Raw genomic sequence first — 15,725 nt, 5'->3', positions numbered from 1 at the left:
GATAGATTTATCGTCGACGTCTTATTATCACTTGATAGCACGGTGTGTACGCCGTGCTTTTTTGTGTGTGGGGTGGATAAGTACACAGGAAAGTCTTTAGTAACACGAAAAAAGCATACAAAATTATAAGCTGAGTTCCAGTACATCTTGATTCAATTAGATAACTTGATCTAACAACACATACTTATTTTTTATATCTGATACTTGCCAAGAGAAGGGGTTAAGTGGTTTTAATTTTTTGATGAGTTTGCCGCTTAAGCTGTACTCGTAACCTAAGGGCTTTCATCAACCTCAAGCCAATGCCATAAAGTAAATAGGCTTTTAGTCAATGTTGATGAGGGTTGTGTTATTAGCCTATTTTTGTTGATTGGCTGAGCAACTAAAAACTACATTATCGTCTCTTCTCTAAGTGTTTTTGGATGCATTAGATTATGAAATCATATAAAGACGGTTATCAAATAGAAGCAGCATGAAATGTTACTTGTGGCATATCTTTTTCAATATACGTGCTTTGAGCATGGGTAAAAATGGTGACTTAATAGTAAGTTCTATTTTGATTTATTTATATGTACAGATATACATCGCTCGGTATTTGTCAAACACCACTGTTATACTGCAAGTGATGTATTCAAGTTGTTTTCAATCTGGTGACATCTGTTTAACTTGTTGTTATGCTTGAAGGTAATAAAGTGCGTATCTGAACCGCAGCTGTTATGCGACATTTATCGTAGATGAAAATGTTAGGCTCATTATCGCTTAATTAGCAATATATAGTGTATTTATGGAAAAAAACTTAGAAAAGATTGTTGAGCAAGGTACTGATATGGCGAATAAAATCAGAGATTTTGCCGCCCAAGTAGAAGTTATTGAGAAAGAGAAGCTAAAAAGAGATGAAGAGATAAAGCGTCTCAAATCTGAGATAGATGCAGCGAGAGAAGAAGTCTTAATTCAAAAGAAAAAAGCGGAAGAAGCAGAAAAGCTAAAGTCTGAAGTTTATGCACCTTTGATTCATGATTTATTTGATGCACCAAAGCAAGAACTAAAAAAAAGTGTCATTGAGCAATCAAAAGTGTCGGGAAATAATTCTGCCCGATGGGCTATAGGATCAATTCTAGTATCGGTATGCGCTGGTATATATTCTCATTATGTATCAATTGAAAGTGGTAAAAATTTAAATAATGAGATAGCTAAAATAAATCATGTTGTCTTTCAATTTAAAGCTTCCAGTGAGCGAGCATCGGATGATTTAAGAGGATTGTCAGAACGTAATTTGGCTATGTTCCAGACTCTTTGGCCTGAAGAGTATGTTGTTTCAGGGATCATAGAACTGTTAAATGATGAGTCTGATAACTTTAATCAATTCTCATCAAAAAATGATGTGGCTTTATTTTATACACAGCGACTAATTGATCGTTTCCCACAAAGTAAACATGAACATTACATTTCAGCCTTAAATAAACATGGTAATAATGTTTATGTACCTAGTTTGAACGACTTAAGGGAGTGGGGAAACAATATTGCTGCAATTTATCACAATATCCAAAGTAATGAAGATTTTAGTCAACAATCTCAAGAGGTCGTTAATAGCTATGGAGTCTTTGATAAATACAAGCTTGAAAATGACTCCATTAGCTATGAGGGCTGGGGGTGGGGGGAGGTGGAATCATCTCAAGTAGCTGAGCTTGCGAGGTTTTCTTTAGATGCGGTATTGAGGCATATAAAGCACAATACAAAAGAGCCAAACAAGGCATTTAAGTCAGACTCGTAAGAGTTGGCGCGTTCCGCTTCGGTGTATTTTTGCCAACTATTACTCACCACTAGACGCGGCGTTAGGTGTTAGTGTGTTTCAACGGATTTGGCATATTAAAATCAATAGGTCTCATATTTCATTAAGAATGAAATTCGAAGATGCTATTGAAGTCCTTAAAAGGGTTGATGAAAAAGTAATCCGCATCGAATTAACACAAACGGATACTCGCCGGCTATCTATGAAAACAATGGTGTGATTTCGTCGGTTTGGTACAACGACCCTGCGGGGAGATTTCTTGGACTTGGAAAACGCAGAAGAATTGAAATGTACCCCGAAAGTAATAAATCTGATGGAATTTGGGAGCAACGAATGAATAATGGTTGGGTTACTTTCTATTTCAATGATCTAGATAAAGTATCCATGGCGTACGGAAACCATAGAGATGTTCTTAGGTTTAATATGCGAGTCGGAAACGAAAAACCGAAATAGCAAAACCGAAATAGGACAGGCACAAATTTATTGCTAGAAGAATTTAAAAACACGAACAAAAAACAGCTGGCTTTGTTTGTGTCTCACAGATTTTAGCCGTTTAATTTTTGCGTTATGTACAAAGGTGATTATGACTAAACCAGCTCAGGTATTTGTATTGCTGTTTTCCTTTTTATTTATGTTCTTTGGTATAGAAGGATTAACCGGTGATACAAGCGACGCTTTCAAAGTTGAGCGAGTCGCGGAAGGAAGAATTAGGGTCTTGGAATGTCCAAGAAAGTATTCTGCTCGTTTACAGTTAACTACTTCTGACGAAGTGCTCTATTTACCCAAATCATTCAAGGACTCTACTGGTTGCCGCAATGAAAAGGTTGCTAGGTCATTTACAGGTAAGCTAGTGAAGCTTTATATAAGTCGTAATGATAAGGTAGTGAGAGCCAAGATCTCTGGAAAATCTTATTTAACACCGCGCAAGACTATTAGCGACTCAAGAAAATCATCCATCACTGCTCTTTTTATTGGTGTATTTATGTTTGCTCTTTGGATGTTTAAGCGAAGTAAATAACAAACTAAATCACTAGGCCAAAAAGACCAAAATAATACAGGCACAAATTTATTGATATCTCCTTGGAGTCAGTTGCGATTTTTAAAAACGAGTATGAGGTTGCGGTAGCAAGTGATGTTAGTAATGGTCGAGACGGAATAGGGGTGAGATTTACTTCAAGGGTAGATTGATCCTTGAGATATTTCGTGATGACACTAAATAATCTCGTGAAATGACAAACTGAAAAAAACTGAAAAAGGACAGACACAAATTTAGTCTCAGCTGAAAGCCATTATGGTTCATCAATGTTCTTGCATTAAACGGAGCCAACAAAAAGTAATGCGTATGAAACTGCAAGCGGGTGCTTTTGGCAGTGGATCGTCCTCTCAATAAATCATAAAAATAAGACAAAAATTATAAGTAGAGTTCCACCGCATCTTGATTCAGCTTGAAACTGAAAAACAAACTGAAAAAGGACAGACACAAATCTTTTGCTTAATTCGAGTTACTTGACTACTGTTTAAATATCCAGTTTCAAGTTGAGTTAAGTAGGAATGACAAGAGCAAGGAAAGCCCTGATAGATTTGTCGTCGACGTCTTATTACCACTTAATAGCACGGTGTGTACGCCGTGCTTTTTTGTGCGGAGATGATAAGTATACAGGTAAAAACTTTGACCATAGACGAACATGGTTAGTGGAGAGAGTAAAACTGTTAAGCAGTGTATTTGCCATTGAAATAGCGGCTTATGCCATTATGAGTAATCACTATCATTTGGTTGTTAAAGTGAATAGACAGCAAGCACTTAATTGGTCAGATAATGAAGTGATATCAAGATGGTATAGGTTATACAAGGGTAGCCCAATCATTGATAGATACTTTCACGGTGATGCTCTTAGTGAGTCAGAGCAGTTACTTGTGTCTGAGTTAGCTGAAAAGTGGCGAGCTAGGCTATATGACATTAGCTGGTTTATGAAAAACCTCAATGAATACATAGCAAAAGAAGCAAACAAAGAAGACAACTGCACAGGCAAGTACTGGGAGGGGCGATATAAATCACAAGCTTTGTTAGATGAAACGGCATTGCTCAGTTGTATGGCTTACGTAGATTTAAACCCAATCAGAGCGAACGAGGCAAACAAGCTAGAGGATAGTGATTTTACATCGATTCAAGAACGCATAAAGCACCTCCAAAATAATGAAGCAGCGCACCAAACAAAACAACCCCAAACACTAAAACCGTTTGGTACAAGAGAGCAGGAAAACACTTTACCTTTTTCATTGTTAGATTACCTTGAACTAGTTGATTGGACGGGTAGATATATTCATCCGAAAAAGAAAGGATACATACCAAAGAATGTGCCCAGTATTCTAGTGTCACTAAGAATTGAAGAAACGACTTGGCTAGATAGGATACAAAGTTTTGGAAGTCACTACGGTAACTTTGCAGGTTCGCAAACTGTGTTAAAAGCACATGCCGCTAAAAATGATGTGAATTGGTATAAGGGAGTTGGTTAGTAAAAAGTTGTTTTAGCCAGGCTTATAAATCTAACTTTTTCGTATTTAATAAAATTAAAATATTCCTATTTGAAGTCTATATCTAATGTATGTGGTTTCTTGATACATTTTGTTGAATAAATCCATGATTTTGAAAGGTACCTCGAAATTAGTTTTGCTTTTAAAACCTGCCTGTCCATTTTTACTTTAAATTAGTTTTGCTTTTAAAACCTGCCTGTCCATTTTTACTTTGCCTGTCCATTTTTACTACCTGTCCATTTTTACTACCTGTCCATTTTTACTATTAAACGCAAAAAAACGTACATGAAGAACTTAAAATTATTTTTTAAACAATGGTTTAGGTGGTAATTTGTGCGAGAGCATAGACATTGTCATCAAGACAGTACTAACTAGTGGAACAGCCGCATATATCAAAATAGGTAATTCATGCGCTTGTTATTATTCGGGTAACTAAAAATGAAGAAGGCTCCAGTGGAGCCTCGTTTATTGCGCAAAATATGCGTCTGCATAAGGCTTTTTGATATTGGCTATAAGCCTATCTAAGGCCATTAGGTTCATTTCATTTGGTTTAGAGTGTTTGTGCCTGGCAAGTAAGTTCCGGTTGCGAAGCAGTTGCTGATTATCTCCCTCAAGAAATGCGACTGTCGCTTGGACATACTCTTTCCAGAGGAACGTCGGTTGGCTCGGGGGAGCTTTTGCCACAATCTCGTGACCTAGTTTAACTGCCTGTGGAGTGTTTCCAGCCATGGCATGCATCTGAAGTAGGTGCCATTGTAGAGAACTGCTGTCAGTTTTTGTATGTTCAATATATAGACCAATTAGAATTGCAGCCTCATCATAGCACTTTTGCCCAGCAAGTGCTCGCCAGCCCCTGTTTGCCGTTTGGTCGAATTCTGTGTGATCTATGTGAAGTTGTGCCTCTAGGCTTGAAAATAGTTGCCCACAATTAGCCAAGGTAGCTGAAGAGAAGAGCAGTGCGCCGTATAAGGCTATAAGTTTGCGTAAGTTGTCCATAGTGTTGTATTCCTAATGAAGGAAGTAGCTAATAGTTACTTCCGGCTGTTTAGTATTATGAAGTTAGAAAATAAATAGCTCTGGCATACTGACTATGGTAGAGGATCGCAGTCACCCCAAAGGCCATTGAAGCTCGAATCCATATAGGATTTCGAGGCCATCAATTCATTTTTTTGATGCGCCGCTAGCTTGCTTTAATACGCCACCAGTTAACTCTTTAGCAACTAGTCTTCCCAAAGATCTTGATGATAGCTTTTTATTATCCAATTTCATTTTATTTATCTTCCTTAAAAATATTTTTTATTGTTAAAGTTTCTTTTTGCATTGTCAATGCTGTTTTTAAAGTGATTGTACTTTGCCTTTTATGGTTTTCTATTTTATGTTTTAATATTTATTAATAGGAGGTTTTTCTGGTTGTATAATGTGGGGTTGATATTTATAATTGATGTATTTGGTAAGTGTTTATTTAATTAATGTTGTTTCCTCTGTGTTTGTTAAAAATTATTTTTATTATTTTGTTGCTTACATTAATGGGCCGTGGTGGTTTAATAAAACCGGGGTCATTGATAAGAAAGAAAAGAGCGTCATACATCGAGGTGTCCATGGTAAGTTATTGTTTGGCTTGTAATTAGGTGGGAAAATTTACTGTGTCACTATATTTTAAATAACAGGGTTATTCTTGCTGTTTTTTTTGGTTTTATATTTTGGGTTATAAAATCACCAGTCCTGTATTAAAGTGTTAATATTTTCCTGGTTATTTTGTTAATTCGGTTTGTATAATAGATTCAGGAAAAGTTTTATACAATCGACTAGGAGGTCGGATGAATTTTATAATTTTAATTTTATCCTGAATTCAACTCCGAAGTGCGACACATCTTTAATGTCAAGCAGCCGTATCTTGTTCTTTAAAAATAATGGCTGGTTGCTTGTGAAAACCGAAAAAAGGGTGACCAAATGGGACAGGCACAAATTTTTGTGAAAACTCGGAGCTAGAATGACGCACATTTATGATTGGTTTAGTTTTCCTCAATACTTTTCTGTTTCCTGCCCTAAATGCAGCGCAGAAGCAAGAGCTAGCGAACTACCAAATCTCAAAAACGTAAACAATGAGCTTGTTCGTTATAAGCAAGAAGTAGTCAGCGGATCATTTAAATGCGAAGTTTCGTGTTTAAAGTGTGGTTATCAAAGTGACTCTACTGAAATTGATTGGGTTGACGACGCATATTGGAGATTTGAGGTCAAAGGGAAAATACTTTGGGCTTGGTCAAAAGAGCATGCTCTTACTATAAGGGATTATCTTGCATCCACCGACCGTCGCGAAGAAGGGTTTGGGGTGTACAGGGCATCATTACTGCATCTTCCGAAGCATTTTAAATTATCAAAACATAGGGCGGCGGCAGTCAAATCCATAGACAATGTCATTGCCCAACACATATAAAAAGACCAAATGGGACTGGCACATAGTTATAAACTTGTAACCGGTTACAACGACGTTAGGCATAAATCAATCAGTTCAGAGATTATGGAAAAAGTAGAAATATCAGAAGATATTGTCCGGTTCGTAGAGGACCTTATTAGTTCAGGTGAAGAAAAATTTGAAGTAATTAAACTCCGTGTACTAGATGAAGAGAGTGAACAACACGACGATGAGTTAATTGACTCCGTAATTCATGATTTTACAATTGTTTTACAGGGCTTAGCTTCTGATCTTGCTGGATGGTACGGTGAGCCTAGAATCGCATTAGATGAAGAAGAGTTTGATGATGAAACAGAAGAACAGGGCGAAGAAGAGGGAGAGCCGTTTTACGTTCCTTGTTCTTTTTCGTCGGCTATATGGGAAACTGAGGAATTGATACTTTATCTGGCAGTATGTCAAGAGGATAGAGAGTTCCCAATAATGTTGGTTGTTGGTGTGGAGTACTAAAAATACTTAGCAAAAATCAGCAGCGGATTTTGTCGCTGGGTCTCCAAATCCGCTGTGCAATACGTTAGCCATCAAATGAAGTTGTTGAAACAATGAATGAAAAAGTTCTAGCTTTAGGTCAAAAATGTTTGCGCATAGTGAGCTCTGATAAACGTACATCGAGCTTTCTTGGTGGGAAACCGCTAGTTGGTGGCCAGTTTGAGTGGCCACGGAAAAATGAAAAACCTCTTGGCTTCATCGGGCAATTGGATTTAAAAGAAATCAATCCAAAAAAAGAGATAGACTGGCTACCTCAAACGGGTAGACTTTTATTTTTCTATGACCTCGAAGAGTGGCCTTGGGGTTTTGATCCTAAAGATATTGGGGGTTGGGCAATTCTATATGAGAATGGCCATTCTGATTTATTCCCGTATGAGCTGCCGTCAGGTTTTGATTTAGATCACTTACTACCGTCAATCAAATACGTTAAGTCTGAAAGCTTTATTAGCTATCCTGATGTTCAAAGGTTGGATTTTGAATCTCTTGGGATTTCAGAAGATGATGAGGAAGAATATTATGATTTCATCGATGAACATTTTGGCGATCAACCTCGACACCAAATAGGTGGTTTTCCAAGCCCCATTCAAGGAGATTCAATGGAAGAAGACTGCCAGTTAGCTAGTGGCGGTGTTTATTGTGGTAACCCTGAAGGCATTAACTCTAAGGAAGCTGAAAAGCTACGACGTGAATTACTCGATTGGAAGCTGCTTTTACAATTTGACTCTGATGAAGAAATAGAAGCAATGTGGGGTGATATGGGGATGCTGTATTTTTGGATAAGGGAAAGCGAAGCTAAGAATTGTGATTTTTCTAGGCCTTGGTTGATTTTACAATGTAGCTAAAATGGGACAGGCACACATTTATAAATTTAGTCTCCCCCGAAAACCACGATGGCTCATCAATAACCTTGCACAGCACTGAGCCAACAAAAAACAATACGCATACCACAGCAAAGCAAGCACTTTGGGAAGTGGAGCTCCCTCAATAACTCAAAAAATAACTCAAAATTATAAGCTTAGTTCTACCACATCTTGATTCAGCTCGATAAGTTGGTCTAGCAACACATAGTCACCTTTTATATCTGATATTTTCCATGCAAAGGGCTTTAGTGGCTTCAATTTTTTAATAAATTCGCCGTTTAAGTCGTATTTCGTTAAGTAACCTGATTTCATGTCATAGCTATAAAAGTGTTGTTTGTATAACACTAAGCTGTGGCCATTCAGTGTCGGCATTCGCTGGTATTCAGTGCTCTCAGTGTTAAGCATTTGCTCAAAAACTTGCCCATCAAAGTCACTGATATAGAGGGCATGATCACTGAGCCAGACTGATTGAACATCGTCAACTGAGTGGGCTGTAAAAGTTTGCTTGTCTAGGTCCAGTTGCCAAAGTGTATGGGCAGAGGGCTGTGATGCCGTGACAAAAACCCCTGATTGAGGGTGCCAGTTTAGTACATCCACTAGTGGTGCTGGCGCTTCAATGATGCGAGTTTCTCCATTCAAATTAACCATGTAGAGCTGGGTTTTATGAATGACAGCCAGATTTTGACCATCTGGAGACCAGCTAAACTGCTCTATTTTGCTGTGCTGCGAAAAATGTGTCAGTTGCTTTTCTTGTACGCCGTCCCAGAGCCATATCTGATCTTGTCCACTGCGAGCAGAGATAAAGGCAATCAGCTCACCATTTGGTTGAAATCGCGCATACTTTTCTCGGCTTTTAGAGCGCGCAAAGCTTGGATATGGTTGCACGCTTTGGTTTATTACGCGCTCTGTTTTGACTTCGAGCTCACCACTTAAAGGGATGAGTGCAATATCAGTATCTTTATTGCCTTTGATGGCGATGATGTTTGAAGTCAAAGGATGAGATTGCGCACTCACAATATCATTGATTGCAGTTTGATACGCAGTCACTTTGCCATCCAGTGTTAAGTGATAAAGCTTACCATGTGAGACTGCCAACAATGCATTGCCATGACCTGAAAAACGGATAGAAAAGTGGCTTACTTGCAGCTGTTGATTGCTTGTATCTATTTCGTTTTGTTGCAAGAGTTCGCCATGCTTACTGAGTATGCTCAGCATATGCTGGTTTTCTTGATTAAAGGAAAGCACTGCATATTGAGCATGCACTGGGTCATAGTCATACATATAAACTGAATTTTCTGCCAAGTTAAATAGGGTATTCGAGTGCTGTGCCAGTGCATTGAACTTAATTAAGGTCTGCGTGTTACCTTGGCGGCTTAAAAATGCATATTGGTGGTTTGGCAGCGCCACGGGTCGTGTTATCGAGTTGGCTTGGCACTGATAGGGCACAGTCGCAACTTGCGGCGTATTTAAGGCGGTAGCAAAATTCAGCATATTGATTTGCCAGCAGTTAGCCTGTAACGGTTCGTGTTGTGTCGTTTTGCTTTGGTCACAATGGCGTTGCTTTGTATAAAGTATGTTACGCCCACCCGGTGTGAAGCGTGTATCGCGGTAAAAGCCGGGCTCTACACTTAGCTGTTTTTCAATACCTGTTTGTAGGTTTTTAGCCCAGATATGGCTTTGGCATGAGTGCGTATGGCGATTAAATACGATGTATTGTCCATCGGGACTATAGGTCACCTCACTCTCAAAGGCATCTGTATAAGTGAGCTGTTTAAAAGAAGTCACCTTTAAAGGTTCGGATTGCGTATGCCACCATGTCACTAAGCCAAGCATAATAATCAAAACACACGGCAGCCCAAAATATAGAGCCTGTTTGAGACTCAGCGAGCTTTGCATGGCGGCGAATTTAGTTTTATTTTCGGGCAGCCATTGCACATCTACCATGAGCCGATAACCTATTTTGGGATGTGTCGCAATGATATGTGGCGATTTTGCATCATCCCCAAGTACTTTTCTTAGCCGTGCAATACACCGCTGTAAGGCATTTGGGACAACTTCACTGCCTTTCCAAACTTCATCCATGATTTGTTGGTGGCTAACCACTTCAGGCGCGTTTTGTGCGAGTAAAAGCAGTACCTGTAAAATTTTGGGTTCTACCTTGGTACTTTGCTCTGCATAAGAGATTTCAGAACGAGATAAATCGATGAGATGTTCTTGAATATAAAAACGCTGCGTTGGGGACATAATCTTATTTTACGGCTCGAAGTATGCTCGAGTATATGCAGTTAATCAGAGGCTGTCGAGTATCAAAATATTATATAACCTATTGTAAATTATAGATATCAGCTATTCATCATGAATTCCTCAGTGTGCCTTTGTTGTGCTTTTCGGGCTTTAAAGCACAGTAATGGCGCAAATGTCATTACATAGGAAGGGAAATATTATGCGTATCTATTTCATACGAAAAACGTGGTCAAAGGCACATGACTGTCGAGCTTTACTTTGTGCACTCGTGGTGCTTCAAAGTGGCTCTGCTTACGCAGATGAGGCTGCCATTAAAGCAATTACGCGCGCTGCTGAAGTCTATGGCACTGACACAATTTCAAAACTCAAACAATTAAAGGTGGAGGAGTCGCTATATCGTTACATGCAAGGGCAAAGCGGTCATGTTGAAGAGGGCTCGCATAGTCTGGTGTTACATAGGTATAAGCAGCAACTTGAAATTGACTTTGCTGCCAAAAGTAAATCGTTTAAACGCAGTGATGAGAATCTAATTGGTAATTATGGCTATCACTCATTAGTCACGCTTGATAGACGTTATCTAAACGGCAAAGGCATGAAGATAGATCACTGCATGCAAACATATCAGCCCAGCACCAGAATGAGTTGGGACTCTGTGGCTCCAAATATGGAGCAGAGTGTAGACACGCTAATTATTAAGGAGCTCAGTGACAACCGCGCAGATGTGAGCAGTGGCGGGGTTTCCTATATTCAAGGGCACGCTCATACGGTACTTAATTGGACGATTAATCAAGTGCGTAAAACAGCTTATATCGGCTCAGCTTCTGGTCTGTTGTCGCGTTTGATAACGAAAAAAAACGAAATAGCGACGCGTTATGACTTTTTGGGTCATACACACAATGATCAGGGGCTTACATGGGCGAGTCAAACTATTGTAAGTCAAGAGCATAAACCCACCTTGCATGTGACAGAGCGCGTTGTCACACAGAGTGCTTCAATTGTCCCCTTAGTACTAAAACCTGATGGCTACAAACTTAGCGACAACGACACGTTTTTAGATTTTGCACAGGCGAGCGTAAATGAAGTTGCAAAGGGTGTATTTTTAGTCGGCCAAGGGTGGGGCTTTACTTTATTTGTTGATATTGGCACGTCTTATATCTCAGTAGGCTCATGGCAAATGAATAAGGATACGTTTACCTGGCAGCACAGGTTAAACAAGTTAGATCAGTATCTGGGTACTCATAAGCCAGTGTCTCAATTTATTGTGACGCATCACCATGACGATCATTTAATGGGGTTAAATGAAGTCAGTACACATGGCGCTAAAATACTTCTGATGGCGGAACATCAAAAGGCGGTAGAAGCGAGCCTAGAGCAGCCTTTAACACCAAAAAATAGTGCGTTGCTACACGACGGTATGATGTTAGCCAATAATCAGGTACAGGTTTTTGATGTCCCAAGCAGCCATGCTGATCATAACCTGGTTGTGTATTTACCAAAACAAAAGGTAGTATTTGCGGAGGATATGTTTGGCAGTAGCTTGGAGACTGGGTTTCATTCACCTAATAGTTGGCCAAGTCGAGATGTATATTATCGGGCGCAGGTTTTAAATGAGAGGCTTAAAGAGCTTGGTATTCAGGCGGAACATTTTGTGTCGTCGCATCATGGCCGAGTGCTCTCGAAAGATGAGTTCACAGAGCTAGTTAATTTAAGTTGTCCAAAAAACCATGTGTTAATAAATCGCCTTTATGCTCGCTAGCCCATTGATAAGATTTATGAACTGTTGCTTTAAAATAAGAATAACTATGAATTCCACATTAAATAATTAATATTTGCCTAGTTATTTTCTAAATTCGGTTTGTATAATAAATTCAGGAATAATTTTTATAAAGTCGAATTGGAGATCGTATGAAGTTTTTATTTTTAACCATATTAATGCTAACAATACTTGGCTGCAGTCCATTAGATGAGTTTTCTGCGCTTAAAAAGTTGAACGATGCTGAGCGGGTTTGGGTATTTGCGCAGTTTAATGTGCCAGAAGAAGATGGCGAAATAGAGTCCTATTATTACTATGGAGAGGTATCTAAACCTCTTTACGAGTCTATTTCAAGCAATGAAATTGGCTCAGGCTTTATTTTAATGTCTAAGGTTAAGTATTGGGGTAATGATGACTTAATTCATGATTATGACAGCAAAGAGACCTCAGGTGAGTTGGTTTTTAGAATTGAACATATCGCGACAGTAAATTTGATTAATACCCCACCAGTTGCAGGCAAAGGATATGAGCAATTTGCAGAAAAAGACTCATCTTCAGAAAATGAACCTGCTCAAGCAGCGAGTAGCTAAATGTAAAATTTTTAAGTTAATAAGATAGATATGAAAGTAGTTGTTATAGAGGCACATGTCTCTGAGTTTCCAGAACCCTTTTTTTTAAAACCAGGCGAACAAGTTACACTCGGCAATATGGATGATGAATTTCCAAATTGGGTATTTGTCAAAACAAAATCAGGCCAACAAGGGTGGGCGCCAACCCAGTATATTGAGAGGGGCTCTGTGGCAACTGAGGGGATACTGTTGCAGGATTATGATAATAATGAGTTAAACACCACAGTTGGTGAAAGGTTGACCGTGCTCTTTGAATTAAATGCGTGGTATAGGGTGACAAGAGGTGCGGGAGAAAAAGGCTGGGTGCCAGTTAATACGGTAAAAACAGCGCCAAAATGAGTGTGAATTCTTGGGTTTGTTGCAATGGTATTTGAAGTTTTAGGCTTACCCACTTCATTTTAATAACGACAGCAAGGAAATGCGATGTCTAGAATTGCTTCAAATAAAGAAGAGCTGTTGTCTGCCATTGACACGATTTTCCCTAAATTAATGGCAGATTATCGCTCGATATCTGCCAGTAAGTCTCGAGTTCTAGGTGTACAAGGGAACGTCAAAGGCTCCGTTGTCAGCGTATGCGATACCTTGGCTTATTTATTGGGGTGGGGGAATCTTGTTTTAAAGTGGTATCACTTAAAGCAACAAGCGCAGCCTGTGGATTTCCCTGAACGCGGATTTAAATGGAATCAATTAGGGTTACTGGCAGAGCACTTTCATCAAACATATGCTGATTGGGAGTACGAAGACTTGCTTGCTGAGCTTGAGGTGTGTGTCACAGATATTCGAGCACTGATCTTAAACTCAAATAACCATGAATTGTATGAAGTACCTTGGTATGAAAAGTGGACACTAGGACGTATGATCCAATTAAATACGGCTTCGCCAATGATGAGTACACGGACAAAAATACGCCGGTTTAAGCGCCAATATTGCTAACAGGATATATCAAAGAGAGCATGTGACAAAACCTATTTTGATTTAACTATTTAGTACAGTAAATCTAACCGGAACAGCAAACAATTAGCTCGGGTATAAGTTAGTTTATCGAATTAGATGTTAGTTAGAGTAACAAGGATAACGTTATGAAAACAAACGTGGCTTTATTATACATTATATTAATTTTATGCAGTTTTACATCTGTTGCTAAGTTTTCAACCTTAGATGAGTCTTTAAAAGCTAGGGCGCTCACTCAGCAAATAGATATGCTGGGCAAAGAGGGGGAGTTTAGTGGTAGCGTTTTGTTCTCCCGTCAAGGACAAGTGCTTTTTCACAAAGTTGTGGGGCAGATCCACCCACAATCTAACCAATTAATAACTGAAAGTTCAGCTTTTAATTTGGGTTTATTGTCAAAGCAATTTACTGCAATGGCTATCATGATACTTAGGTATCAAGGCAAGCTGGATTACGATAAACCGATCCAGATGTACTTACCTCATTTCCCTTATTCTGAAGTAACAACAAGGCATTTGCTAACACATACTTCGGGTATCGTTAACTATGAGGGGGTGATAGATAAATCGACCTCAAACCAGCTGCTTACCAATGAAGATATAATGTCAATGTTTATCCAATTTACGCCAAACTTGGCGTTTATTCCAGGCAGTCAGTATAAGGTTAGCAATACTGATTATGTGATGCTGGCGCATATCGTTGAGAGCGTATCTGAACAGTCTTTAGAAGAGTTTGCTAAGCAGCATATTTTTGCACCGCTCAATATGCATAACACACATATATTCACAGAATTATCAAAAAACGTTGAGTTTAAAAATAGAGTCTATGGGCAGTCTGGCCTTAAGCAAAATAGTCAGGTTCATATTGATGGCGTAACTGGCAGTGGCTCCGTGTATTCAACCGCTGTTGATCTCTTAAAATGGCATGAAGGCCTAAACACTAATAAGTTACTGCCGCCTTCGTTGTTAAATGAGGCATTTTCCCCAGCAATACTCAATGATGGCTCAATCGAATATTATGGCTTTGGTTGGGTTATTGATAAGCGCCGCCCTGAAATAGTCTCTCACTCAAATGATGTACTTGGCTCAAACGCTTTTATTATCAGAAATATGAAAACAGATGAGTTACTGATTTTGATGAGCAATTATACTAAGGGTATTGAGTTTGCCAAGCTTAAAGCGCTTGTTTACTCTGGATTTGAAACGCAATTTAGTGACATTTATTAAAACCGCTGTGAGATGTGGTTGTTTTGCAATACCTAGGTATGGCAGCTAAGTTTTCTTTAAACGAATTAAACGATGAAATATCAATGGTATTAACTCAATCACGACTGCACTATGAGGTAATGAAACACTTTATTGAGCATGCAAAAGCGCCGAGTATAGACAAGCTGAGCGTTTTATTTGGACTCAATGAAGATTGTATTATTAAGGCGCTAAAGTTATTACAAGCGGAGCATGGTGTTGTTTTGCACCCAGTATCGAATGAAGTCTGGGTGATGCATCCGTTTTCTGCTGCACCGACAAATTTTTGGATTAAGTCTGATGATAAGGGCTGGTGGGGAAATTGCGCTTGGTGTGCTTTGGGGGCAGCAGCACTGTTAGATCGAAACTTGACCATAACAACTACGCTGGGTGGCGAGTCAAAACAGGTTGTGATTGAAATCATAAATGGAAGAATTGCAAACAAGCACTTGTATGTTCATTTTCCTATTCCCATGAAGAAAGCGTGGGATAATGTAATTTACACTTGCAGTACTATGCTGATGTTTGAGTCCGAATCTGACATTGATGCATGGTGTGAAAGACACAATATGCATAAGGGCGATGTTCAGCCAATTGAGCAGGTTTGGGCGTTTTCAAAAGCCTGGTACGGGCGACACTTGAGCCCTGATTGGGTAAAGTGGACTGTGCAAGAAGCGACAGAGATATTTGAGCGTTTTGGACTTACACATTCTGTTTGGAAATTACCATCGGAAGGAGGCAGGTTTTGAGCAGGCTTATTAGCCTGCTCG

General features: G+C 39.1%; 14 protein-coding genes. 12 read left to right on the top strand and 2 right to left on the bottom strand.

The features are described from left to right. Positions 1–781 precede the first annotated feature (781 nt). From L1077_RS20595 to L1077_RS20585, 3 genes are all read left to right on the top strand, one after another. On the top strand, positions 782–1,768 hold the full coding sequence (locus L1077_RS20595) for a hypothetical protein (protein WP_237138786.1): 987 nt from the start codon (positions 782–784) through the stop codon (positions 1,766–1,768). A gap of 601 nt (positions 1,769–2,369) precedes the next feature. After that, the gene (locus tag L1077_RS20590) at positions 2,370–2,804 is read left to right on the top strand and encodes a hypothetical protein (protein WP_237138785.1); all 435 of its coding nucleotides are present in this window, start codon (positions 2,370–2,372) and stop codon (positions 2,802–2,804) included. 533 nt (positions 2,805–3,337) lie between these two features. Next, on the top strand, positions 3,338–4,300 hold the full coding sequence (locus L1077_RS20585; RefSeq protein WP_237138784.1) for a transposase: 963 nt from the start codon (positions 3,338–3,340) through the stop codon (positions 4,298–4,300). 483 nt (positions 4,301–4,783) lie between these two features. Here L1077_RS20585 and L1077_RS20580 read toward each other — a convergent pair whose 3' ends face one another. Beyond that, entirely contained in the window at positions 4,784–5,314 is a 531-nt protein-coding gene (locus L1077_RS20580; RefSeq protein WP_237138783.1) for a hypothetical protein, read from the bottom strand. A gap of 994 nt (positions 5,315–6,308) precedes the next feature. On the opposite strand from L1077_RS20580, the gene L1077_RS20575 reads away from it, so the two are divergent. The 3 genes from L1077_RS20575 (at position 6,309) to L1077_RS20565 (ending at position 8,119) form a co-directional block, all read left to right on the top strand. Further along, on the top strand, positions 6,309–6,752 hold the full coding sequence (locus L1077_RS20575; protein ID WP_237138782.1) for a hypothetical protein: 444 nt from the start codon (positions 6,309–6,311) through the stop codon (positions 6,750–6,752). An 84-nt stretch (positions 6,753–6,836) separates the two neighbouring features. Continuing rightward, entirely contained in the window at positions 6,837–7,238 is a 402-nt protein-coding gene (locus L1077_RS20570; protein WP_237138781.1) for a hypothetical protein, read from the top strand. A 92-nt stretch (positions 7,239–7,330) separates the two neighbouring features. Then, the gene (locus L1077_RS20565; RefSeq protein WP_237138780.1) at positions 7,331–8,119 is read left to right on the top strand and encodes a YwqG family protein; all 789 of its coding nucleotides are present in this window, start codon (positions 7,331–7,333) and stop codon (positions 8,117–8,119) included. A 165-nt stretch (positions 8,120–8,284) separates the two neighbouring features. On the opposite strand, the gene L1077_RS20560 is transcribed toward L1077_RS20565, so the two are convergent. Next, positions 8,285–10,381 carry a winged helix-turn-helix domain-containing protein gene (locus L1077_RS20560; RefSeq protein ID WP_237138779.1) on the bottom strand — a complete coding sequence of 699 codons (2,097 nt, stop codon included), beginning with the start codon at positions 10,379–10,381 and terminating at the stop codon, positions 8,285–8,287. 199 nt (positions 10,382–10,580) lie between these two features. On the opposite strand from L1077_RS20560, the gene L1077_RS20555 reads away from it, so the two are divergent. The 6 genes from L1077_RS20555 (at position 10,581) to L1077_RS20530 (ending at position 15,704) form a co-directional block, all read left to right on the top strand. Next, a complete protein-coding gene (locus L1077_RS20555) occupies positions 10,581–12,137 on the top strand; it encodes a hypothetical protein (protein ID WP_237138778.1) in 1,557 nt (518 codons plus the stop codon). 149 nt (positions 12,138–12,286) lie between these two features. Next, complete coding sequence (locus L1077_RS20550; RefSeq protein ID WP_237138777.1) at positions 12,287–12,724, top strand: hypothetical protein; 438 nt, start codon at positions 12,287–12,289, stop codon at positions 12,722–12,724. 30 nt (positions 12,725–12,754) lie between these two features. Continuing rightward, on the top strand, positions 12,755–13,102 hold the full coding sequence (locus tag L1077_RS20545; RefSeq protein WP_237138776.1) for an SH3 domain-containing protein: 348 nt from the start codon (positions 12,755–12,757) through the stop codon (positions 13,100–13,102). A gap of 84 nt (positions 13,103–13,186) precedes the next feature. Next, on the top strand, positions 13,187–13,696 hold the full coding sequence (locus tag L1077_RS20540) for a ClbS/DfsB family four-helix bundle protein (RefSeq protein WP_237138775.1): 510 nt from the start codon (positions 13,187–13,189) through the stop codon (positions 13,694–13,696). 146 nt (positions 13,697–13,842) lie between these two features. After that, complete coding sequence (locus L1077_RS20535) at positions 13,843–14,937, top strand: serine hydrolase domain-containing protein (RefSeq protein WP_237138774.1); 1,095 nt, start codon at positions 13,843–13,845, stop codon at positions 14,935–14,937. Between the two features lie 38 nt (positions 14,938–14,975). Continuing rightward, complete coding sequence (locus L1077_RS20530; protein ID WP_237138773.1) at positions 14,976–15,704, top strand: alkylmercury lyase family protein; 729 nt, start codon at positions 14,976–14,978, stop codon at positions 15,702–15,704. The last annotated feature ends 21 nt before the right edge of the window (positions 15,705–15,725 follow it).

It is taken from the genome of Pseudoalteromonas luteoviolacea (assembly GCF_021654285.1).
GTDB classification, from domain to species: Bacteria; Pseudomonadota; Gammaproteobacteria; order Enterobacterales; family Alteromonadaceae; genus Pseudoalteromonas; species Pseudoalteromonas luteoviolacea_J.
Note: the sequence above shows the minus strand (reverse complement) of the source record. Positions and strands in the feature narration are given on the sequence as shown.